Source organism: Xanthomonas sp. NCPPB 3582, from assembly GCF_041475735.2.
In the GTDB taxonomy this organism is placed as follows: Bacteria; Pseudomonadota; Gammaproteobacteria; order Xanthomonadales; family Xanthomonadaceae; genus Xanthomonas; species Xanthomonas codiaei.
In genome coordinates, this window is the sequence record NZ_CM192968.1 from 4,494,255 (window position 1) to 4,514,674 (window position 20,420).

Consider the following 20,420-nt stretch of genomic DNA (forward strand, 5'->3'; position numbering starts at 1 on the left):
CATGTCCGGTCACAGCCAGTTCGCCCTGCTCAGGCAGCGCCGCTTCTTGCCGTTCTTCGCCGTCCAGGCGCTGGGCGCGTTCAACGACAACGTGTATCGGCAGGCCATCATCGGCCTGCTGTTCTATCTGGGCATCGACGCGGCGCAACGCACGCTCTATACCAACCTGGCGCCGGCACTGTTCATCCTGCCGTACTTCCTGTTTTCCGCGCTGGCCGGGCAGATCGCCGAGAAGCTGGAAAAACAGAAGCTCATCGTGATCACCACCACGATGGAGATCGCCATCATGTCACTGGCCGCGGTGGGCTTCATCACCGAGAACATGGTGATCCTGCTGGTCGCGCTGTTCTGCACCGGGCTGCAATCCACGCTGTTCGGGCCGGTGAAGTATTCGATCCTGCCTTCGGTGCTCAAACCGGAGGAACTCACCGGCGGTAACGGCCTGGTCGAGATGGGCACCTCGATCTCGATCCTGTGCGGCATGATCTTCGGCGGCTTGATCTTCCAGATCGCCGGCAGCCATGGCCCGGAGGCGGCGGCCACTGCGGTGATCGTCATCGCCGTCACCGGCAACCTGGTGGCGCGACTGGTGCCCAAGGTCGATGCCGGCGCGCCGGACTTGCAGATCAACTGGAACCCCATCCCCGAATCGCGCGCCATCATGCGCCTGACCCGGCGCACGCCGGCGGTGCGCAACGCGGTGCTGGGCGTGTCGTGGTTCTGGTTCGTGGGCACCGTGCTCACCGCGCAGTTGCCCACCTATGCGCAGCTCAATCTCGGCGGCCGGCAGGACCTGTATGTATTCGCGCTGGCGCTGTTTTCGATCGGCACCGGCGTGGGTTCGCTGCTATGCGAACGGCTGTCCGGGCGTACCGTGGAAATCGGCTTGGTGCCGCTGGGCGCATTCGGCATCAGCGCGTTCCTGCTGGACCTGTATTTCGCCCGCCCCGGTGCCGCGCCGGTGAGCGAGCTGTCGATCGGCCAGTTCGTGCAGCAGGCAGGCAGCGTGCGGTTGATCATCGATCTGGTCGGCATCGGCCTGTTCACCGGACTGTTCGTGGTGCCGTTGTTCGCGCTGATCCAGAGCCGCACGCCCAAGGCCGAACTCTCGCGCGTGATCGCCGGGCTCAACATCCAGAACTCGTTGTTCATCGTGGCCGCGGCCGTCATCGGCGTCGCGCTGCAGTTGCCGCAGCTGGTGCTGTTCGGCGTGCGTATTCCGATGCCCGGGCTGAGCATCCCGCAGGTGTTCCTGGCGCTGGCCATCGCCAACACGCTGGTGGCGCTGTGGATCTTCACCCTGGTGCCCGAGTTCCTGATGCGCTTTCTCAGCTGGGTGCTGGTGAGCGTGCTGTACCGCCTGCGCGCGCGCGACATCGACACCCACGTGCCCGACGAGGGCGCCGCATTGCTGGTGTGCAACCACGTCAGCTACATGGACGCGCTGATCCTGTCGGCGGTGATCCCGCGCCCGGTGCGCTTTGTCATGTACTACAAGATCTTCCGCATCCCGGTGATGCGCTGGATCTTCCGCACCGCCAAGGCCATTCCGATCGCCGGCGCGCGCGAAGATCCGGCGCTGATGCAGCAGGCCTTCGACCGTATCGATGCGGCACTGGCCGACGGCGAGCTGGTGTGCATCTTCCCCGAAGGCGCGTTGACCAAGGATGGCGAGATCGCCGCGTTCAAATCCGGTGTCGAAAGGATCCTGCAGCGCCGCAACGTGCCGGTACTCCCGATGGCGCTGCGCGGCATGTGGTCGAGCATGTGGAGCCGGCGCGACACGCGCCTGGGCCGCATGCGCGTGCCGCGGCGAATGCGCGCGCAGATCGAGGTGGTGGCCGGCCCCGCCATCGCCGGCGACCAGGCCAGCGCCGCGCTGCTCGAGCAACAGGTGCGCGCGCTGCGCCAGGACCGTCCCTGAGCCACCAGATGCGGGCTTTGCGTCCATCGCGCCCCGCGAGTAGCCTGTGCGCCACTGCACGCTTTACCGCCGCACTCGCCAAGCGGGCGCGGCCGGTCGTACCGGGGGACGTCGTTGTGCTCAACATCATCGCGCCTGAGGCGCCTGCCGTGATCGGCTGGCGTCACTCCTTCCAGCGGCTGGCTGCCATGCCGGCAGCGATTGGCACGCCGATGTGCGCACTTGCCGTGCGGCTGCGGAGCGCCAGGGCGATGACGCATGCAAACGTCCAGCCCGGTGCTGCGCGACAGGCATGCTCGGAGGCTGCCGGCCCGAGCGCGGCGCACGCCCACCGCACTTTCGCTTCAGGCCCCTGCGGCCATCGCCAGCGCGCGCCGCGTAGCTTGCTGCGCCCGGCACCCGATAACTCACCCCACTCACCCATCAGTTCGCTGTTGTTTACCACCCAAGGAGCTTCACCATGAGTGCCATCCCGCCGCCGATCCACCCCTCGTCCAGCGCCGCGCCCGGCCCGGTACCGAACCACCTGATCTGGGCGATCGTTTCCACCGTGCTAGGCTTTTGCCTGTGCTGCCCGGCCCTGATCACCGGCATCGTGGCGATCGTGTTCTCCAGCAAGGTCAATGGCCTGCTCAACATGGGCGACATCGACGGCGCGCGCCGCGCCTCCAATACCGCCAAGACCTGGTGCATCGTGACCAGCGTGCTGGCCGTGATCGGCCTGCTGATCAACATCGGCATGGTTGCCACCGGCGGCATGCAGAGCTACATGGAATACATGCAGCAGTTGCAACACATGCAGTGATGCAGCTGCGTCCACGCCATTGGCTTGGGCTGGGGGCGGCCACCGGCGTGGCCGCCTTCGGCGTGTCACTGCTGTACCGCTTCGATCCGAACGCAAGCAACAGCCCGTTCCCGCCCTGCGTCTTCCGCGCCGTCACCGGTTGCTACTGCCCCGGCTGCGGCATGACCCGCGCGCTTTATTCACTTGATGCATTTCGACCTGCCCGGCGCCTTCGCCATGAACCCGGCAGCGGTCCTCGGCCTGTTCACCCTGCCCGGCCTGATCGCCTGGAAAGCCGGCTGGCGCGCGCGCTGGTTCGCCCCCGTGGTAACCGTGATGTCCGAGCCGAAATTCTGGTTATGGGCATTGCCCACATACTGGATTGTACGGAATTTGCCGTGGTTTCCGTTCACGCTGCTCGCGCCGGGTTAAATCGAAAAAGGGCGTTGCGAAGCAACGCTTCATCGAGAAGCCCTGCTGACGAACCAGCCAAAGCGATGCCACTTAGCGACGCCGCCCGATGTGGCACCAACCATTAGCCCTTACGTGGAGTAGGTTATGGAAAACAGTCAATTTTGGCGGCTAATGAAACTTGTTGATCGCGTTGCGCTGGAGGATGAAGACGAAGATCGCGCCCTGAGCTCTCTTACATCGGCCTTAGCTGCCATGGAAGTTACGAGCATCGAAGCTTTCCATGAGCATCTTTCGCAGCATCTTTTTGCGATCGACGGAAAGAAGTACGCAGAACATGCCGGCGCCTCTGGGCAGTCCGACGATGGCTTTCTTTATGCCAGATGCTATGTGGTCGCTTGTGGCGAGGAGTACTATTCCCGCGTAAAAAGGACTCCGACCGAAATGCAGCGCTCGGCTGACCAATGGTGCAAGTCATTGCTTTACGTCGCCCCAAATGCCTGGGCAGCAAGTAGCGGTTGCGACCCATCAGACTGGGCATTCGAGGCAACTGTTCGCTATGAGTCGGGCAGCAACCCCGATCTTTGGGCCAAGGCCGGTGCATGACACGCTACCGAAGCCGACACGCCTCACGTGTCGGTTTACTTCGGGCGTCGAACCGTCGCGGACGCTCCGGCGGGCACGTGTTTAACGCGCAAGGCCACGCGCGCAGCGATATCACTGCTGGGCCTGGATTCAAGAACTACGCCGAAACGAGCGAAACGCTGTGCCAGGACGAGAAGCAGTACGACGCTTGCAACTACTTTGGCGTGGCACGCAACGTCACCGCACCCACCCCGCAATCACCAGCAACGCCAGCACTACCATCCACAGCAGCAGCACGCGCCAGACCAGGCTCATCGCATCGCGGACTTCCGGCAGGCGGCGCCACACCGGCACCAGGCCCGAATCGGTGTAGTCGTGCGCTTCCTCGCGCAGGTCGGCACTGACGTTGGCGCGCGCCACCGCGCCCAGGAAATGCGGCTCCAGCGTCCAGCGGTTGCCGTGCGCTTCGCGCCAGGCCCGGAACACCGTGTCGAAATTGCCCACCAGCGCCATCGACACCGTGATCAGCTGCGCCACCGGCCATTCCAGCGCGGCCAGCAGCCAGCGCGCGCCAGCCAGGTTGCGTGGCGGCAGCAGCACCGCCAGCGGGCTTTCCACTGCCAGCGCGGTCAGGCGGTACAACACCGCGCCGAACGGCCCCAGCAGCAGGAACCACCACAGCACCGCGAACCAGCGGCGCAGGCCATTGACCACCACCGCCTCCACCAGCGACGGCGCGTCCTCGTGCACGCTGCCGCCGGCCGCCTGCAGGTGCGAAATCGCCTCGCGTCGCGCGCCGGGCTCGTCGGCGTCGATCACCGCTTCGACATCGCGATCCAGATCGCGCGGGCCCCAGGTCCAGGCCAGCACCGCCACGCCGAACAGCAGCGACAGGAAGCCGTGCCACACATCGTCCAGCGCCCATTGCAGCAGCGCCACCACGACCAGCACCGGCAGCAAGGCCAGCAGCACGCCGTAGCGGCCCTGCCACGCCCCGCGCCCGGCAGCGTAGCTATCCAATCGGCGCAGCCAGTGGCCGAACCAGCCGAAACGCCGCAGCCTGGCCACCTGCGCCGGCACCAGATGGCCCAGCGTGAGTGCGACGACGACGGCAACCAGGGTAGTGAACATGGGTGTCCCTCCTCAGCCGAGTCTAGCCGAGCAGGCGCAACCGGACCGCAACGACGGCTGCGCACCGTTCGCGGGCGCGACAGCACGCTGCGCAGCGACCGCCCCGGCGAGCGGGCCGCAGGATGCGAGGCCTGGGCACTCAGCCATGGGTGCGGTACCAGTGCTCGATCAGCGCACGCGCGATCGAGATGGGCGGCGGCAGCCCCATGCCCTCGTCTCCTCCCTGCCCGGCCAGCGCCGCACCGACCTCGGCATGGCTGACCCAGCGCGCGTCTTCCAGCTCGCTGGTGACCTGTGGCACCTCGCTGGCGGCCGCATGCGCACTGAAGCCCAGCATCAACGCGCCGGGAAACGGCCACGGCTGCGCGCCCAGATAGCGGCAGTGCTGGACCCGCACGCGGGTTTCCTCGTGCACTTCGCGCGCCACGGTCTGCTCCAGCGATTCGCCCGGCTCGACGAAGCCGGCAATCACCGAATAGCGCCGCGGCGCCCAGCTGGCCTGGCGGCCCAGCAGCAGCCGCTGCCCGTCGCTGACCGCGACGATGATGGCCGGATCCACACGCGGATAATGCTCGGTCTGGCACTGCGTGCAATGGGCGATGAAGCCGGCACGGCGGAACACGATCGCCCCGCCGCAGACACCGCAAAACCGCGTGCGCGACTGCCAGTGCAACATCGCCCGCGCATACGACGCCACAGTGGCAGTGTCTGCCGGCCATTCGGCCGCCGCCTGGCGCAGGTCCACCCGTTGCGGCGCCTTCAGGTCCAGCGGATCGGCCGACAGGCAGAACCAGCCCTGGCCATCGCGCACCCCCAGGAAGATCGCCGCCTCCGGCCCGTCGGCAAGCGCGGCGCCCTGCAGCAACAGCGGCTGTCCCTGCGCATCGGCCAGGGCGGTGCCCTTGGCATCGATCAACAGCACATGGCCCTGCGCCCACAGCTGCGCCAGGGCAGCCGGGTCGTCACGCAGCGCATCGCCGCGATCCAGTGGCGTGTGGGCGAAGGCGAAACCGGACAACGGAAGAGTGGATTCTGACATCGGCGCAAGCCTGCCGATAATCGGCGACACCCGCAACCATGCGGCGCACGGTTGTCGAACGATCCAAGGCTGCAGATTCAAATGCCCGACGCGGAGGCTGCCGGCCATCGATGCATCGCAAGCGTCGTTGGCCTCGCGCCCCTACCGCGAGCCGATGCACAGACCAGCTGATGCACGGATACCCACTCAGATGCCGCAGGCCCGCATCGACCAGCGGGTTCGTAGAGTGAACCCAGCCACCGGATCACCGCGGTGGACACTTGCCGCCTGCGTCCACGCCAGCACGCGTGCCTTCCACACTGAAGCTCTTACACGCTGAAGCTGCTCCCGCAGCCGCAGGTGGTCTTGGCATTGGGGTTGCGGATCACGAACTGCGCACCGGTCAGGCTTTCGGTGTAGTCCACCTCGGCACCCATCAGGTATTGCAGGCTCAGCGGGTCCACCAGCAACGTCACCCCGTCGGTGGCCACGGCCAGATCGTCCTCGGCGCGGTTCTCGTCGAACTCGAAGCCGTACTGGAAGCCGGAACACCCGCCGCCCTGGATGTACACGCGCAACGCCAGATCGGCGTTGCCTTCCTCCTGGATCAGCTCGCGCACCTTGGCGGCGGCAGCGCCGGAGAAGTTCAACGGCCGGTCGATGGACTGGTAGTCCGGCGCCGGGGCGGCAGTGGGAAGCGAAACGAGCGTGCTCATGCCGTCAGCATGGGGGCCGGGCGGCTCCACTTCAAGCCGCAGGTGCCGACCACAGCGTTGCGCTCCAGCCGCGTCGCGGCTCAGGCGTCGGCGGTTTCGGCCTGCGCGGCCTTGGCCGGCTCGGCGCGCTGGCCTTCCGGGGCCGGCAGCGCCGCGGTGGCGCCTGCGGCGGCGGCATGGATCAGGCGCCCGGTGAGCTGCGCGCCGGCGCTCATCTCCACCACCTGGTAGTGCACGTTGCCCTGCACGCGCGCATTGGCGGCCAGCTCGACCCGCTCGGCGGCATGCACATCGCCGGTCAGCTGGCCGTTGATGATCACCACCGGTGCGCGCACTTCGCCCTCGATGCTGCCCTGCTCGGCCACCGTCAAGGTGGCGCTCGCACCGTCTTCGGCGATCACCTTGCCCAGGATGCGGCCTTCCACGTACAGGCCGCCGCTGAAGGTCAGGTCGCCGCGGATGACCACCTGCGGCCCGATCAAGGTATCGACCACGGTCTGCGCACCACGGTTGGACTTGTTTCCGAACATGAGCTACTCCCCCGCGCCATTGCCGGCGACTTTCCAATCGAATGTCTGATTGACCGGCGCCCCATCGCCGCTCAGGGAGATTTTGACACGTTGCGGGGTGAAATCCTTCGGCAGGATCACGCTGCCGTCCAGCTGCTGGAAATAGCGGAACGAATACGGCTGGCCGGCGGCATCGGGCTTCTGATGCAGCTCGTTCCAGCTCACCGTCACCAGCTTGCCGGCGCGCACGCCTTCCACCGCAAAGCGCAGCTGGCCCTGGCTGATCGCGCCACGGTTGAGGTTCTGGGTCAGCACCACGCTGTAATTCCAGGTGCCGCCGGCCTCGGCGGTGAACTGCACCGAGTGCGCATTGAGCCCCTTGCGCTGCGCGGTGGAGCCCACCAGGCGTTCGTAGAAGGCCACGTCGGCGCGCAACGCGGCGATCTGCTCGTCGCGTTCGGCCAGCGAGGCCTGCACCTCCGTGTTGGCGGCGCGGCTGATCTTGTCGGACATCGCCAGGTTGACCTGGCGCTGCTGCAACTGCTCGATCTGCCGCCGCTGCTGGGCCTGGCTGCGCTGGGCCTGCTGCAGCGCCGCCTCGGCCTGGACCAGGCGCGGTGCGGCCGTCCGCGTGGCCATCCACCACACCCCGCCCAGCGATGCCAGCCACAGCAGGGCGATCGCACCCCATAGCCAGCGGCCGCCGGAACGGCCGCCGCCCGACTCCCGTTGGACGATCTGAACGCGTGCGGCTGGTCTCATGGGCATCGGGTCCGGACGGGCCGGCGCTGGTCGGCGGCGTAGTGTGCCAGAGCTTGGTCGGCCGTCGCGCTGGCGTTGGACCGGCGGTTATCCGATAGTTCCGCATTGTTCGCAGGAAGCAGCGCCATGAGCGAGGCCCATCTGTTCGTGATCGGCATCCTGCTGGCCTGGCTGGCCGGCATCCGCGTCTACCTCACCGTGTTCGGGGTCGGCCTGGCCGGCCTGCTCGGCTGGATCGAGCTGCCGCCTGCCCTGCATCCGGCGCAGTCGTGGTGGGTGCTGGGCACCTCCGGCGCGCTGGCGGTGGCCGAATTCTTCGCCGACAAGATCCCCGGCGTGGATTCGGGCTGGGATCTGCTGCACACCCTGGCGCGGGTGCCGGCTGGCGCATTCCTGGCCGCGGCCACGCTGTCGCCGGACGGCGACCTGAGTGGCGGCGCGCTGGCGGCCGGTGCCGGAGTGGCGCTGACCAGCCACGCGCTCAAGGCTGGCAGCCGCGCCTTGCTCAACACCTCGCCCGAGCCGGCCAGCAACTGGATCGCCTCGCTGGCCGAGGACACTATCGCCACCACCGCACTGGCCTTGGCGCTGGCGCACCCATGGCTGGCGTTGAGCCTGGCGGTGGGTTCCAGCGTGCTGGCCGCGCTGCTGGTGTGGTGGGTGTGGCGATTGTTGTGGCGGGGCATGCGCCGGCTGGTGGCGCCGATGCGCGCGGCAAGCACGCCGGCTGCACGCCGCTCCCCGCTATCGTGAAGTTCATCGCATAATCATCGCGACTGCTGGGAGTATCGATGGCCGCCCGAGATCCGGTTCCTTTCACCACCCGTGACGACACCGCCACGCGTAATCGCCCGTTGCGCGCCGAGACGCCGCCGGCCGACTACTGGCGGCGCTGGGCCGACGAGGCCGCCAGCGCTGCGGAGCGCGCAGCGCCGGTAAGCGCAGCGATCATTCCCGCGCCTGCCGCGGCCGCAGCGCCCAGCCTGGCGACACCGGTTGCGCCGGCGCAGTCAGCGGCCGCGGTGGTCACACCGCGCGGCCCCGCTGCAGCACCGACGCGCGCAGCGGCGCCTGCCAATACACCCGACGGTGGCGACACCATCGCGGCCGATGCGCCGTATCGCGTGTTGATCGTCGAAGACGATCGCTCGCAGGCCTTGTTCGCGCAGAGCGTGCTGCATGGCGCCGGCATGCATGCGCAAGTGGAAATGACCGCCGCCAGCGTGCCGCAGGCGATCCAGGACTATCGCCCGGACCTGATCCTGATGGATCTGCACATGCCGGAGCTGGATGGCATCCGCCTGACCACCCTGATTCGCCAGCAACCCGGCCAGCACCTGCTGCCGATCGTGTTCCTGACCGGCGACCCGGACCCGGAGCGTCAGTTCGAAGTCCTCGACAGCGGCGCCGACGACTTTCTGACCAAGCCGATCCGCCCACGCCATCTCATCGCGGCGGTGTCCAACCGCATCCGCCGTGCGCGCCAGCAGGCACTGCAGCAGGCCGGCGAGCAGATCAGCGCGCGCAGCAATCCGGAAACCGGCCTGCCCACGCGCGGCCACGTGATGGACCTGCTCGGCGAGGCGCTGCAGCGCAAGCAGGCCGGCGGCCTGTTCTTCATCGAGATCGCCAGCGCGCTCGGCCTGCGCGAGCGTTACGGCTACGCCGCCTACGAGCGCCTGATGACCCAGGCCGGGCATCGCCTGGCCACCGCCGCACAGCCTTACCCGCTGGCCCGCCTGAACGACAACAGCTTCCTGCTGCTGGCCGTGGAGATGGACGAAGCCAGCCTGGAGCAGCGCGCGCTGGACATCCGCGAGCGGCTCTCCGCCAATGCCTTTGCGGTACGCGAAGAAGAATCGGTGCACGTGCGCTGCGCCATCGGCGCCGCGCCGTTGAGCCTGGGCTTCGACGATACCGGCAGCGCGCTGGAGGCGGTCGAACGCACGGCGCTGCAGGCGCGCCTGCGCAGCGACGGCGTGCAGACCTATCTGGCCCCCAGCCAGGCCGAGCAGCAGGAACAACTGCGCCTGGTCGAAGGCCAGCTGGAACTGGCCTACCAGCCCATCGTGGCGGTGGCCGGCGGCGACACCGCGCAGTACCAGGTGCTGCTGCGGCTGCGCCAGGCCGATGGCACGCTGCTGTCGGCCGGCCAGGTCATTCCCGCCGCCGAAGCGGCCGGGCGCATCGCCGACCTCGACCAGCAGGTCATGGACCACGCGCTGGGGCTGCTGCACCTGTACCAGCACGCCAGCCCGCCGCTGCGGCTGTTCGTGTCGCAGTCCCCGCGCACCCTGGCGCGCGACGCGTTTGCCGACTGGCTGCTCAAGGCGTTGGCCGAACGCGGCGTGGCCGGGCAATCGTTGATCGTGGACCTGCGCCTGGACGATGCCCTGATCCATGCGGTCACCGTGCAGCAGTTCTGCGCCAGGCTGATGCCGGCCGGTGTGCAGTTCTGCCTGAGCCAGTTCGAGCCGGGCGACGAAGCCAACGCCCTGCTCAGCCAGTTGCCGCTGAGTTTCGTGCGCATGGCCAATCGCTTCGCCGATGCGCATGGCAATGCCGCGGTGCGCGACGAGCTGCGCGGCGTGATCGACATCGCCCACCAGCGCGGCCTGCTGATCATCGGCCAGCGCATCGAAGATCCGCAGGCCGCCGCGGCCATGTGGATGAGCGGGGTGGATTTCATCCAGGGCAACCTGGTGCAGACCGTCGGCAAGGAACTGGACTTCGACTTCACGAACGCGGTGCTCTAAGTGACGGCGCAGGCAGGAGGCCTTCGCGCCTGGAGCAGCTTGGCCACCGTGGCGGCCATCGCCACCTCTGCTGGCGCCGCCCTGCAGTGGAGCGGCGTGCAGGGGCCCTGGCGCAGCGTCGCCGCCGCTGCCGCCGCCTTGACCGTTGTGCTGGCGGCGTGCGCCGCCGTCGCCGCGCACCGCAGCCTGCGCGCGCAGCGGCAGCTGTCGCAGCATCTGGACGAGACCGAACTCGCCCGTGAGCGCCTGCAGCAGGAGCTGCAACGCCATGGCGAACTCGAACAGGAACTACTGCGCGCCAAGCAGGCCGCCGAAGCCGCCGCACTGGCCAAGGGCGAGTTCCTGGCCACCATGAGCCATGAGATCCGCACCCCGCTCAACGGCATCATTCCGATGCTCGAGCTGATCTCGCGCGGCCAGCTCAGCCTGGACCAGCGCGACATGCTGCAGACCGCGACCGGCAGCTCGCTGCAGCTGCTGCGCATCGTCGACGACATCCTCGATTACTCCAAGCTCGAGGCCAACAAGCTCGAACTGGAAATCACCACCTTCAACCTGCGCGAATTGCTCGACGGCGTGGTGCAACTGCTGCAACGCACCGCCGAAGGCAAGCAGTTGCGCCTGGGCCTGGACATCGAGCCCTCGGTGCGGCTGCTGGTGCGCGGCGACCCGATCCGCCTGCGCCAGGTGCTGGGCAACCTGATCGGCAACGCGATCAAGTTCACCGAACGCGGCAGCATCGATATCCAGCTGCGCCGGCTGGGCGAAACCCGCGCCCAGCACCTGCTGCGCTTCCAGGTGCGCGACACCGGCATCGGCATCGCGCCCGACCAGCAGGCCCGCCTGTTCCGCTCCTTCGCCCAGGCCGATGCCTCCACCACGCGCCTGTACGGCGGCACCGGGCTGGGGCTGGCGATCTGCAAGCGCATCATCGACCTGATGGGCGGGCGCATCGGCGTGGAGTCCGAACCCGGGCGCGGTTCCACGTTCTGGTTCGAGATCCCGCTGCTCAAGGTCATCGGCGACCTGCAGCAGGCCACCGGCGCCGACGCCGCGCGGGTCATGGTCATCAGCTCCGATGCGCGCCTGCAGCAGCGCCTCAAACGCCTGCTCGACGGCTGGGGCGTGGCGCATGTGCTGATGGAGACCACCCAGGAGGCGCTGGAGCGCGTGCGCCGCCACAGCGAGACCGAAGCCTTCCGCTGCGTCATCGCCGACCACGACACGCTGCGCTACAGCGCGCGCGCCGTGCATCGCGCACTGGCCCGGCCCGAGGACCTGGGCGGTTCCCGGCTGGTCTGGCTCTACGGCGACGAACCGGTGCCCGGCGAGCTGCAGGAACACGCCACCCTGGTGCCGCGCCAGAGCCCGGACGAGGTCTTGCGCACGCTGGTGCTGCCGCCGGAAACCCGGCCCGTGCATGCGCCGGCGCCTGCGGCGGCGATGATTCCCGAACCGCTGCCGCCGCCGATGGCCAACGCACGCGACGTGCGCATCCTGTTGGTCGAGGACAACCCGGTCAACCTGCTGGTCGCGCAGAAGCTGCTGGCGGTGCTGGGCTTCGAAGCCGACACCGCCACCGACGGCGAAGCGGCGCTGAGCCGGATGGAATCCACCCGCTACGACATGGTCTTCATGGATTGCCAGATGCCGGTGCTGGACGGCTACGCCGCCACCCGGCGCTGGCGCGCGATGGAAACCGAAAGCGGCGGCCGCCCGATCCCGATCGTGGCGATGACCGCCAACGCCATGGCCGGCGACCGCGAACGCTGCCTGGCCGCCGGCATGGACGACTATCTCTCCAAGCCGGTCGCCCGCGAGCAACTCGATGCCTGCCTGCAGCGCTGGCTACCGCGCCAGCCGTTGCTGCCCGGCTCCACCAGCGGCGCCACCCCGGCCGACCCCGAGAGCGCCAGCGCCGGCGCCCAGGCCCGCGCGCTGCCGATCCTGGACAGCAGCGTCATCGACGAGCTGTACGAAGTCGCCGGCGCAGACACCATCACCATCCTGCAGCTGTTCCTGGACGATGCCCCGGGAATCATCGAGCAATTGGAAGCGGCAGCGGCCAACCGCGACAGCATGCAGCTGCGCGACCTGGCCCACACCCTCAAATCCTCCAGCGCCAACGTTGGCGCCCAGGCCGTTTCCAACGCCGCACGCCGGATCGAACTGGCCGCCCGCACCGGCACCATCGAGCGCCCCTCGGTGATGGTGGCGCTGGTGATCGCCGAATACGCCCGTGCCCGCCTGGCCCTGCTGGGCCAGGTCGCCCGCCTGCAGGCTGCCACCCGCGCAGCCGATTGAGCGATCGCCGACTACTACCGCACTCAGCCTGCGTAGCACTTCGATCAGAACCACCTTCAATCCAGAATGCGGTTGAAGTCAGATGACGGAGAGCCGGCATCCCTCTGGCCCGACACAAGCAGCAGCCCAAACTCGGGTTTTCGAACTGGATGTTCCGGAAATGATCCCGGATCGCATTGAACAGGATCGCAGCTCGGATCCAGGATCCAGGAGCGGAAGCGGAGCATATAAGCCCCTCTCCCGCCGGGAGAGGGGTTGGGGTGAGGGTAAGGAGCGAAGCGATAAACAGCGCGTCCCGCCTCGCTGTGGCGCTATCCGCGCAACGCCATCCGCATCCAGCGCGCGACATCACACCGCAGGTCCGGCAGCGCGTCAGGTCGCAGACACCTCATCGCCGCACTTGCGGTTGTCCCGCGCGAGCATCCACATCCAACGCGCCGGGGCTTGGAGCAGCGCAAAGGCGCCAGACAGCAGCCGAAGCATCGAAGCCCTGTTGCCAAGGAAATCGAGATTGGAACGACGCTACCGGCAACCGCACCTGCACGTCGCACGTCCCGCCGGACGGCCACGGCCACACCAAGCACGCGCAGCCGATCACCCGTCCCCGCCCCAACCTGCCATCACCAACCTGGCCCACTGCACCGACAGCAGCACAGCGCCTACCGCGCTCAGTCGTCCAGCTTGGTCAGCAGGTAATTCGGCTCGCCGATGCGCGCGACCAGATCCAGCTGGGTTTCCAGCCAGTCGATGTGCTCTTCTTCCGACTCCAGGATGTCCACCAGCAACTGGCGGCTGACGTAGTCGTTGACGGTCTCCGCATAGGCCACCGCTTCGCGCAGCACCGCCACCGCCTCGCGCTCCAGCGCAAGATCGCAGCGGAACATCTCGGTGGGGTTCTCGCCGATGCGCAGCTTGCCCAGCGCCTGGAAGTTCGGCAGCCCTTCGAGAAACAGGATGCGGTCGGACAACTTGTCCGCATGCTTCATTTCGTCGATGGATTCCTTGTACTCATGCTCGGCCAGTTCCTTCAGGCCCCAGTTCTTCAGCATCTTGGCGTGCAGGAAGTACTGGTTGATCGCAGTGAGTTCGTTGTAGAGCACCTTGTTGAGGTACTCGATGACCTTGGTATCGCCCTTCATGCGATGTCTCCGAGACAGTGAGCCGGACGCACTCTAACGCGTTGCCGCGGCACATGAAGGAACGCGAATCGTGATCAGTTGCGTGATGCTGGAGAGACCACCCTGACCGCAGTGATACGACCGGAACCGTTTCGCAATCTACCGCAGCGCAGCCATCACCGGGCAGGCAGGGCGTGCCCACCCAAGCGCCGGCCGAGGGAGATGACAGGTAGGGCATAACCATGGTGCCAGCATCGGCATAGCAGTTCGACGGAGACGCCGGGTGGCGCAAGTCTTGGATCGTCGTCGCGGGTAACGCCACACCGCAACGAACGCGCCTCACGCTGTGCGAGGCGGCGCCTCAGGCAGCGGCCAGCCCGAGCAACGGCAGCGGCACTGCGCGCGTGGCGTGTGCCTGGCTCAGCAGGTCGGCCGCCATGTCCAGGCAGGAACCGCAGTTGGACCCGCAACCGGTCCGCATGGTCAGCTCGGCCAGGCTGGCGCAGCCGTTTTCGGCCGCTTCGCGGATCTGGTGGTCGGTGACCCCATTACAGATGCAGACGTACACGGTATCGGTCGGTGCTGGCGATCCGGAGAGGACCGGTGCTGATTGCACCGCAAACGAGAATGGGTGTCAATTCCAAACGTTAATCATTATTAATCCGCACCTGCCGAGGGCCGCCCCGCTTGCGTGGACGCTTGCGCGGGCTGTCGTGACCGGCTGCGCTGCTGCCCGGCAGCCAGGCTTCCAGCGCACGCTGCGGCATCACTCCCACCGCTGCCGGCCCTGCCAGATTCTGCGCCAGCGGCGCCAGATGACGCAGCGCACGCGCGTAGACGCCGCGCTTGAACATCACCACATGCTCGACCGGGTACCAAAAATCCACCCAGCGCCAGTGATCGAACTCGGGCGTATCGGTATGGTCGAGCCTGAGATGGGAGTCGTCGCCGGTGAACTGCAACAGGAACCACACCTGCTTCTGCCCGATGCACACCTGCCGCTCGTTGCGACGCACCGCACGGCTTGGCAGGCGATAGCGTAGCCATCCGGGGGTGGCACCGAGCAATTGCACATGCTCAGGCAACAACCCGGTTTCTTCGCGCAACTCGCGGTACATGGCTTCCACGGGGGTCTCGTCGGTGTTCATGCCACCTTGCGGGAACTGCCAGCCGTCCCTGCGCACACGACGTGCCCAGAACACCTGACCGTCCTTGCGCATCAGCACGATGCCGACGTTTGGCCGGAAACCGTCCGGATCGATCACGATGCGGACTCCTGAAAATCTACTGTCACCGACTCTGCCACGGCGACGCCCGGCTCACAAGCTGAAAACGAAACGCTTGACAACACACGCATGCATCGTGAGAATTGCCGGCTCCCTAGGCTATGTAGCTCAGCCGGTTAGAGCACAGCACTCATAATGCTGGGGTCGGTGGTTCGAGTCCACCCATAGCCACCACGGTATCCAGGCCTGCACAGGCATGCGATACTTCGGGACAGCACAGTTTTTATTGCCCCGTCGCCAAGCGGTAAGGCACCTGACTCTGACTCAGGCATTCGGTGGTTCGAATCCATCCGGGGCAGCCAGACACCAAAGGCCCGATCGAAAGATCGGGCCTTTTTTGTTGCAAGCGGCCCCACCCCGGCCGATCGGATCACGGCGCCACGGGCGCCCTACTGCATCCACCACCGTTCAGGCGCTGCCCGGACAGGCATTGCGCGACCGTGCGAGCGGATAGTCCTCGCATCGAACCAACGCCACGCACCGAAGGCCCGCCATTGGCGCAACTGCAGCCCGGACAGCAGCGCCCACCACGCCGTGAGGCGCATCCGGCGCCAGCAGCTCAACGGCACCCGCGAGCGATGCCGCCCTCAATTCCCGATCCATCCCGCCCGCAACGTCATTGCCGCCCACACGCCATCGGCATGACGCCACCTGGCTGCCCTGCCGGTGGCGACCCGAGCGCAGGATGCACCGCAAGCCCCAAAACGACAAAAGCCCGGCATGGCCGGGCTTTTGAAGCAGGCATCCCGGCGAACCGGGACGCACCAAACGCGATGGATCAGCGCTTGGAGAACTGGGTCGCGCGACGGGCCTTGTGCAGACCGACCTTCTTACGCTCGACTTCACGGGCGTCGCGGGTCATGAAGCCGGCCTTGCGCAGCTCGGACTTCAGGGTTTCGTCGTACTCGACCAGCGCACGGGCGATGCCCAGACGGATCGCACCGGCCTGGCCGGTGGTGCCGCCGCCGGACGCGGTGACCAGGATGTCGAAGCTTTCGGTGTTCTTGGTGAGCTCCAGCGGCTGACGCACGATCATGCGCGCAGTCTCACGGCCGAAAAACTCGTCCAGCGGACGGTCGTTGACAGTGATCTTGCCAGTGCCCTTGCGCAGGAACACGCGAGCGGTGGAGGACTTGCGGCGGCCAGTGCCGTAGTTTTGCGTGATAGCCATGATTAGATATCCAGAACTTGCGGCTGCTGGGCGGCGTGCGGATGCTCGGCACCCGAATAGACCTTGAGCTTGCGGTACATGGTGCGGCCCAGGGGGCCCTTCGGCAGCATGCCCTTGACGGCGATTTCGATCACGCGCTCCGGGTGGCGCTCCAGCGCCTGCTCCAGGCTCTCGGTCTTGAGGTTACCGATGTAGCCGGTGAAGCGGTGATACTTCTTGTCTTTCAGCTTGTTGCCCGTGACGACGATCTTCTCGGCGTTGATCACCACCAGGTAATCGCCGGTATCGACGTGAGGGGTATAGACCGGCTTGTGCTTGCCGCGCAGGCGGCGGGCCAGTTCGGTGGACAGACGGCCGAGCGTCTTGCCGGCGGCGTCGACGAGATACCAGTCGCGCTGGACGGTCTCGGACTTGGCGGTGAACGTAGTCATGAGAAAACTCTTGAGTGGTCGGGCGGATTGCAGCGGCAATGACCGCTGGAACTTTGCCACGCGTTGTGAAGGCGAAACAGAAGAGGCGGGATTGTACGGGACGGCCCGGGGCGGCGCAAGTTGCCCGACCAGGCAGCGGCTGGCGGTTGGCAGCGGCACGGTCGAAGGCCAGAATCCGGACATGACCCAGACCTCCCCTATCCGACAGCAGAACCCGCTCGACCGGCTGCTGATCGAAGCCCAGCGCGCGCTGGAGACGGTGTTCGGCAACCCGCCGGCGCAGCGCCCCAACCCCGCTGCCGACACCCCGGACGCCGACTTGACGGCCCCGCAGCGTGCGCACGCCGCCGGGCTGATGCGCATCAACCACGTCGGCGAGGTCTGCGCGCAGGGCCTGTACTTCGGCCAGGCCGCGGTCGCCCGCGACGCGCATACCCAACAGCACCTGCTCGAAGCGGCGCAGGAAGAGACCGACCACCTGGCCTGGTGCGCCGACCGCCTGCACGAGCTGGACAGCCGCCCCAGCCTTTTCAACCCGCTCTGGTATGCCGGCAGCTACGCGCTCGGCGCCCTGGCCGGGCTGCGCGGCGACGACTGGAGCCTGGGCTTCGTGGTGGAAACCGAGCGCCAGGTGGAAGCCCACCTGGACGAGCACCTGGAAACCCTGCCGGAGATCGATCAGCGCAGCCGCGCCATCCTGCGCGTGATGAAGATCGACGAAGCCCGCCACGCCGACCACGCAGAACAGGCCGGTGCCCGCATCCTGCCACCCCCGATCCCCAGCGCCATGGCCCTGGCCTCCAGGCTGATGAAGACGGTGGCCTATCGGCTGTAGCCGGGAATCGGGAATCGGGAGTGGGGAATCGGCTGCGGGCTGCAAGCGCTCAAGCCCGGCAACCAACCTGCGCACGCACCAGGGTGAAAGCCGGTAAGGCGCAGGCTGAAAGTGACTGCACGCCTGCTGACGATATCCAGGCAGACAGCCGGAAACACAGCTCTGTCCGGCACGGCACCAAAGGCGTCCAGGCTGCAGCGCAGGACAGCGGCGGGCCACATTCGGCCTGGGAGCCAGTGAAACCGAGGAACACACTCGCCTCAACCCCATGTCGCCCCCGCCCCCCGCCTATCACCCCCTGGGGTAGAGCCCCTTTGTAAGCGGGCGTGTCGATTGGGGGGGGATTAGGGGTGCCAAGGAATCGGGGCCCACGGTTCGCGAAGCAAACCGCCTGGCGGGCGCGGCCACGGCCGAAGGCGGGGCTCAGGGTGCCGCGCAGCCGGGGCCCCAGGTTTGCGCAGCAAACTGGGGGAGCAGGCCCGCACAGCGGGGCCGACTAACCGACCAGCTTCAAGCCGATCACACCCGCCACGATCAGCCCGATGCAGGCCAGGCGCGACCACGAGGCGCTATCGCCGAACAGGGCGATGCCGGCGATGGTCACGCCCAATGCGCCAATGCCGGTCCAGATCGCATAGCCAGTACCCACCGGGATGGTCTTCAACGCCTGGGTCAGCAGCCACAGGCTGATACCGGCCAGGCCAACCGTGAGCACGGTGGGCCACAGCCGCGTAAAGCCGTCGCTGTATTTCAGGCCCATGGCGAAGCCGATTTCGAACAGGCCGGCCAATAGCAGATAGATCCAGGGCATTGCGGTACTCCTCGACAGAAAAAACGGACAAAAAAAAAGCGACCCAGTGTCTGCACACTGGGCCGCCGTCGGCTGTGGAACGCGAGGTCATCGCGTGGCGGGCCGTCCCGCCTTGCATGTTGGGCACGCCTGCGAGCAGGCGGGCCAGAACGTCAGCTGCGCTTATTCGCTCAGGTTGCGTCCGTGGAACAGCTCTTCGATCTCGCGCTTGAGCAGCGTCTCGATCTTCATGCGCTCCTTGAACGAGAGGTTCTTGGCGCGCTCTTCGAACAGATATTGGTCCAGATCGAAGTCCTTCAAGTGCATCTTGGTATGGAAGATGTTTTCCTGATAGACGTTCACATCGAACATCTCGTAACGCGACTTGACGTTCTTGGCCAGGAACTGCTGGATCGAGTTGATCTTGTGATCGATGTAGTGCTTCTTGCCCTTCACATCACGCGTGAAGCCACGGACGCGGTAGTCCATGATCACGATGTCCGACTCCAGGCTTTCGATCAGGTAGTTCAGCGCCTTCAGCGGCGAGATCACGCCACAGGTGGCAACGTCGATGTCGGCACGGAAGGTGGCGATACCTTCCTGCGGATGCGTCTCCGGGTATGTATGGACAGTGATATGACTCTTATCCATATGGGCAACTACGGCATCGGAGATCAGCTCCTTGCCGGCCTGCTTCTTGTCGATCACCGGCTCTTCGGAGATCAGGATCGTCACCGACGCACCCTGTGGATCGTAGTCCTGGCGTGCGATATTGAGGATGTTGGCGCCGATGATCTCAGCCACATCGGTCAGGATCTGCGTCAGCCGGTCGGCGTCGTACTGCTCGTCGATGTACTCGATGTAGCGCTGACGCTCCTCTTCGGTACGCGCGTAACAGACGTCGTAGATGTTGAAGCTCAACGCCTTGGTGAGGTTGTTGAACCCCTGTAGCCTCAGGCGAGGCAACGGCTTGACCACGTCGGTCTGTCCTTTTGGAAGGCGGGAAAGGAGTCAATTATGAGCCAAAGATCCCAGCAACGAAATGCCGTCATTGAGAATGGTTTACCTTGCATGACTCATGCCGTTAAGCTTCAGGAATTACACGCGGAACTACCATGAGCCCAGGAAACACGACGGTTGTGACTACGACGGTACGTAACGCTACCCCCTCGCTGGCGCTGGACGCAGGCACGATCGAGCGTTTTCTGGCCCACAGCCACCGCAGGCGCTATCCGACCCGGACCGATGTGTTCCGGCCCGGAGACCCGGCCGGCACCCTCTACTACGTGATCAGCGGCTCGGTGAGCATCATTGCCGAGGAAGATGACGATCGTGAGTTGGTGCTGGGCTACTTCGGCAGCGGCGAGTTCGTCGGCGAGATGGGGTTGTTCATCGAATCCGATACCCGCGAAGTGATCCTGCGCACCCGCACCCAGTACGAGCTGGCAGAGATCAGCTACGAGCGTCTGCAGCAGCTGTTTCAGACCAGCCTGTCGCCGGACGCCCCGCGGATTCTCTACGCGCTCGGCGTTCAGCTTTCAAAACGACTGCTCGACACCACCAGGAAAGCCAGCCGACTGGCCTTCCTGGACGTGACCGACCGCATCGTGCGCACCCTGCACGATCTGTCCAAGGAGCCCGAGGCGATGAGCCACCCGCAGGGCACCCAGCTGCGCGTGTCGCGGCAGGAGCTGGCACGCCTGGTCGGTTGCTCGCGCGAAATGGCCGGCCGCGTGCTCAAGAAGCTGCAGGCCGACGGCCTGCTGCACGCACGCGGCAAGACCGTCGTGCTGTACGGCACGCGCTGACGGCTGAAGACCAACGGTCGATGCGGCTGCCGCATCGACCGTTTGCTTGATCGCAGTCGCGCCTGGAAGGTGCCACCCAGG

General features: G+C 66.5%; 20 protein-coding genes, 2 tRNA genes and 1 pseudogene. 11 read left to right on the forward strand and 12 right to left on the reverse strand.

Translation table 11 applies throughout. From position 1 onward, the window contains the following. The first annotated feature begins 1 nt into the window (after window position 1). From ACCQ05_RS19030 to ACCQ05_RS19045, 4 genes and pseudogenes are all read left to right on the forward strand, one after another. Window positions 2-1,924, forward strand: coding sequence for an MFS transporter (locus tag ACCQ05_RS19030; protein ID WP_372392109.1), 1,923 nt, complete (start codon window positions 2-4; stop codon window positions 1,922-1,924). A 460-nt stretch (window positions 1,925-2,384) separates the two neighbouring features. Beyond that, window positions 2,385-2,729 carry a CD225/dispanin family protein gene (locus ACCQ05_RS19035; protein WP_228964852.1) on the forward strand — a complete coding sequence of 115 codons (345 nt, stop codon included), beginning with the start codon at window positions 2,385-2,387 and terminating at the stop codon, window positions 2,727-2,729. Beyond that, window positions 2,729-3,140: pseudogene (locus ACCQ05_RS19040) on the forward strand (DUF2752 domain-containing protein). The gene ACCQ05_RS19035 and the pseudogene ACCQ05_RS19040 overlap by 1 nt, the downstream one beginning before the upstream one ends. 126 nt (window positions 3,141-3,266) lie before the next feature. Next, window positions 3,267-3,725 (forward strand): DUF4240 domain-containing protein, encoded by a 459-nt coding sequence (locus ACCQ05_RS19045; RefSeq protein ID WP_372392111.1) that lies wholly within the window; start codon window positions 3,267-3,269, stop codon window positions 3,723-3,725. Window positions 3,726-3,941: 216 nt separating this feature from the next. Here ACCQ05_RS19045 and ACCQ05_RS19050 read toward each other — a convergent pair whose 3' ends face one another. From ACCQ05_RS19050 to ACCQ05_RS19070, 5 genes are all read right to left on the reverse strand, one after another. Continuing rightward, window positions 3,942-4,835, reverse strand: coding sequence for a cobalamin biosynthesis protein (locus ACCQ05_RS19050; RefSeq protein WP_372392112.1), 894 nt, complete (start codon window positions 4,833-4,835; stop codon window positions 3,942-3,944). Window positions 4,836-4,974: 139 nt separating this feature from the next. Continuing rightward, window positions 4,975-5,874: an NAD(+) diphosphatase gene (gene nudC, locus ACCQ05_RS19055; protein WP_372392113.1), complete on the reverse strand. Its 900-nt coding sequence runs from the start codon at window positions 5,872-5,874 to the stop codon at window positions 4,975-4,977. A gap of 308 nt (window positions 5,875-6,182) precedes the next feature. Beyond that, window positions 6,183-6,569, reverse strand: a complete 387-nt coding sequence (gene erpA, locus ACCQ05_RS19060; protein ID WP_064507548.1) for an iron-sulfur cluster insertion protein ErpA — start codon at window positions 6,567-6,569, stop codon at window positions 6,183-6,185. A gap of 80 nt (window positions 6,570-6,649) precedes the next feature. Then, window positions 6,650-7,099 carry a bactofilin family protein gene (locus ACCQ05_RS19065; RefSeq protein ID WP_228964857.1) on the reverse strand — a complete coding sequence of 150 codons (450 nt, stop codon included), beginning with the start codon at window positions 7,097-7,099 and terminating at the stop codon, window positions 6,650-6,652. Between the two features lie 3 nt (window positions 7,100-7,102). Continuing rightward, window positions 7,103-7,840, reverse strand: coding sequence for a DUF6776 family protein (locus ACCQ05_RS19070; protein WP_104541677.1), 738 nt, complete (start codon window positions 7,838-7,840; stop codon window positions 7,103-7,105). 126 nt (window positions 7,841-7,966) lie between these two features. Between ACCQ05_RS19070 and ACCQ05_RS19075 the strand changes: the two genes are divergently transcribed. Genes ACCQ05_RS19075 through ACCQ05_RS19085 form a run of 3 tightly spaced genes read left to right on the forward strand, consistent with a single transcriptional unit; the run spans window position 7,967 to window position 12,900 of the window. Next, the gene (locus tag ACCQ05_RS19075; RefSeq protein ID WP_228964859.1) at window positions 7,967-8,593 is read left to right on the forward strand and encodes a DUF4126 domain-containing protein; all 627 of its coding nucleotides are present in this window, start codon (window positions 7,967-7,969) and stop codon (window positions 8,591-8,593) included. A 38-nt stretch (window positions 8,594-8,631) separates the two neighbouring features. Beyond that, the gene (locus ACCQ05_RS19080) at window positions 8,632-10,596 is read left to right on the forward strand and encodes an EAL domain-containing protein (RefSeq protein WP_372392115.1); all 1,965 of its coding nucleotides are present in this window, start codon (window positions 8,632-8,634) and stop codon (window positions 10,594-10,596) included. Window positions 10,597-10,635: 39 nt separating this feature from the next. After that, a complete protein-coding gene (locus ACCQ05_RS19085; RefSeq protein WP_372392116.1) occupies window positions 10,636-12,900 on the forward strand; it encodes an ATP-binding protein in 2,265 nt (754 codons plus the stop codon). Window positions 12,901-13,568: 668 nt separating this feature from the next. Here ACCQ05_RS19085 and bfr read toward each other — a convergent pair. The 3 genes from bfr to ACCQ05_RS19100 all read right to left on the reverse strand — a co-directional run bounded on the left by bfr (window position 13,569) and on the right by ACCQ05_RS19100 (window position 15,283). Beyond that, window positions 13,569-14,039 (reverse strand): bacterioferritin, encoded by a 471-nt coding sequence (gene bfr, locus ACCQ05_RS19090; protein ID WP_005990707.1) that lies wholly within the window; start codon window positions 14,037-14,039, stop codon window positions 13,569-13,571. 340 nt (window positions 14,040-14,379) lie between these two features. Continuing rightward, complete coding sequence (locus ACCQ05_RS19095; protein ID WP_228964862.1) at window positions 14,380-14,586, reverse strand: (2Fe-2S)-binding protein; 207 nt, start codon at window positions 14,584-14,586, stop codon at window positions 14,380-14,382. 79 nt (window positions 14,587-14,665) lie between these two features. Further along, window positions 14,666-15,283, reverse strand: a complete 618-nt coding sequence (locus ACCQ05_RS19100) for an RNA pyrophosphohydrolase (protein WP_372392117.1) — start codon at window positions 15,281-15,283, stop codon at window positions 14,666-14,668. 118 nt (window positions 15,284-15,401) lie between these two features. On the opposite strand from ACCQ05_RS19100, the gene ACCQ05_RS19105 reads away from it, so the two are divergent. Continuing rightward, window positions 15,402-15,478 (forward strand) — tRNA-Met (locus tag ACCQ05_RS19105). A gap of 53 nt (window positions 15,479-15,531) precedes the next feature. After that, a tRNA-Gln gene (locus ACCQ05_RS19110) sits at window positions 15,532-15,606 on the forward strand. 476 nt (window positions 15,607-16,082) lie between these two features. Here ACCQ05_RS19110 and rpsI read toward each other — a convergent pair. Then, window positions 16,083-16,475 carry a 30S ribosomal protein S9 gene (gene rpsI / locus ACCQ05_RS19115; RefSeq protein ID WP_005990700.1) on the reverse strand — a complete coding sequence of 131 codons (393 nt, stop codon included), beginning with the start codon at window positions 16,473-16,475 and terminating at the stop codon, window positions 16,083-16,085. Window positions 16,476-16,477: 2 nt separating this feature from the next. Further along, a complete protein-coding gene (gene rplM, locus ACCQ05_RS19120; protein WP_016902424.1) occupies window positions 16,478-16,906 on the reverse strand; it encodes a 50S ribosomal protein L13 in 429 nt (142 codons plus the stop codon). A 181-nt stretch (window positions 16,907-17,087) separates the two neighbouring features. Between rplM and coq7 the strand changes: the two genes are divergently transcribed. Next, window positions 17,088-17,741, forward strand: coding sequence for a 2-polyprenyl-3-methyl-6-methoxy-1,4-benzoquinone monooxygenase (coq7, locus tag ACCQ05_RS19125; protein WP_372392118.1), 654 nt, complete (start codon window positions 17,088-17,090; stop codon window positions 17,739-17,741). Between the two features lie 496 nt (window positions 17,742-18,237). Here the strand turns inward: coq7 and ACCQ05_RS19130 are convergent, their stop codons facing one another. Both ACCQ05_RS19130 and speD read right to left on the reverse strand, forming a co-directional pair. After that, a complete protein-coding gene (locus ACCQ05_RS19130; protein ID WP_104541689.1) occupies window positions 18,238-18,552 on the reverse strand; it encodes a DMT family transporter in 315 nt (104 codons plus the stop codon). 162 nt (window positions 18,553-18,714) lie between these two features. Next, window positions 18,715-19,509 carry an adenosylmethionine decarboxylase gene (speD, locus tag ACCQ05_RS19135; RefSeq protein WP_007967854.1) on the reverse strand — a complete coding sequence of 265 codons (795 nt, stop codon included), beginning with the start codon at window positions 19,507-19,509 and terminating at the stop codon, window positions 18,715-18,717. A gap of 137 nt (window positions 19,510-19,646) precedes the next feature. Here speD and crp point away from each other — a divergent pair, with 137 nt between their 5' ends. Further along, window positions 19,647-20,339, forward strand: coding sequence for a cAMP-activated global transcriptional regulator CRP (gene crp, locus ACCQ05_RS19140; protein ID WP_372392119.1), 693 nt, complete (start codon window positions 19,647-19,649; stop codon window positions 20,337-20,339). Window positions 20,340-20,420 lie beyond the last annotated feature (81 nt).

Coding starts and splice junctions, on each gene's coding strand:
- ACCQ05_RS19075 (WP_228964859.1), top strand. CDS start 7,967: ATGAGCGAGGCCCATCTGTTCGTGATCGGCATCCTGCTGGCCTGGCTG.
- rplM (WP_016902424.1), bottom strand. CDS start 16,906: ATGACTACGTTCACCGCCAAGTCCGAGACCGTCCAGCGCGACTGGTAT.
- crp (WP_372392119.1), top strand. CDS start 19,647: ATGAGCCCAGGAAACACGACGGTTGTGACTACGACGGTACGTAACGCT.
- bfr (WP_005990707.1), bottom strand. CDS start 14,039: ATGAAGGGCGATACCAAGGTCATCGAGTACCTCAACAAGGTGCTCTAC.
- ACCQ05_RS19130 (WP_104541689.1), bottom strand. CDS start 18,552: ATGCCCTGGATCTATCTGCTATTGGCCGGCCTGTTCGAAATCGGCTTC.
- rpsI (WP_005990700.1), bottom strand. CDS start 16,475: ATGGCTATCACGCAAAACTACGGCACTGGCCGCCGCAAGTCCTCCACC.
- nudC (WP_372392113.1), bottom strand. CDS start 5,874: ATGTCAGAATCCACTCTTCCGTTGTCCGGTTTCGCCTTCGCCCACACG.
- ACCQ05_RS19030 (WP_372392109.1), top strand. CDS start 2: ATGTCCGGTCACAGCCAGTTCGCCCTGCTCAGGCAGCGCCGCTTCTTG.
- erpA (WP_064507548.1), bottom strand. CDS start 6,569: ATGAGCACGCTCGTTTCGCTTCCCACTGCCGCCCCGGCGCCGGACTAC.
- ACCQ05_RS19035 (WP_228964852.1), top strand. CDS start 2,385: ATGAGTGCCATCCCGCCGCCGATCCACCCCTCGTCCAGCGCCGCGCCC.
- ACCQ05_RS19070 (WP_104541677.1), bottom strand. CDS start 7,840: ATGAGACCAGCCGCACGCGTTCAGATCGTCCAACGGGAGTCGGGCGGC.
- ACCQ05_RS19045 (WP_372392111.1), top strand. CDS start 3,267: ATGGAAAACAGTCAATTTTGGCGGCTAATGAAACTTGTTGATCGCGTT.
- coq7 (WP_372392118.1), top strand. CDS start 17,088: ATGACCCAGACCTCCCCTATCCGACAGCAGAACCCGCTCGACCGGCTG.
- ACCQ05_RS19050 (WP_372392112.1), bottom strand. CDS start 4,835: ATGTTCACTACCCTGGTTGCCGTCGTCGTCGCACTCACGCTGGGCCAT.
- ACCQ05_RS19065 (WP_228964857.1), bottom strand. CDS start 7,099: ATGTTCGGAAACAAGTCCAACCGTGGTGCGCAGACCGTGGTCGATACC.
- ACCQ05_RS19080 (WP_372392115.1), top strand. CDS start 8,632: ATGGCCGCCCGAGATCCGGTTCCTTTCACCACCCGTGACGACACCGCC.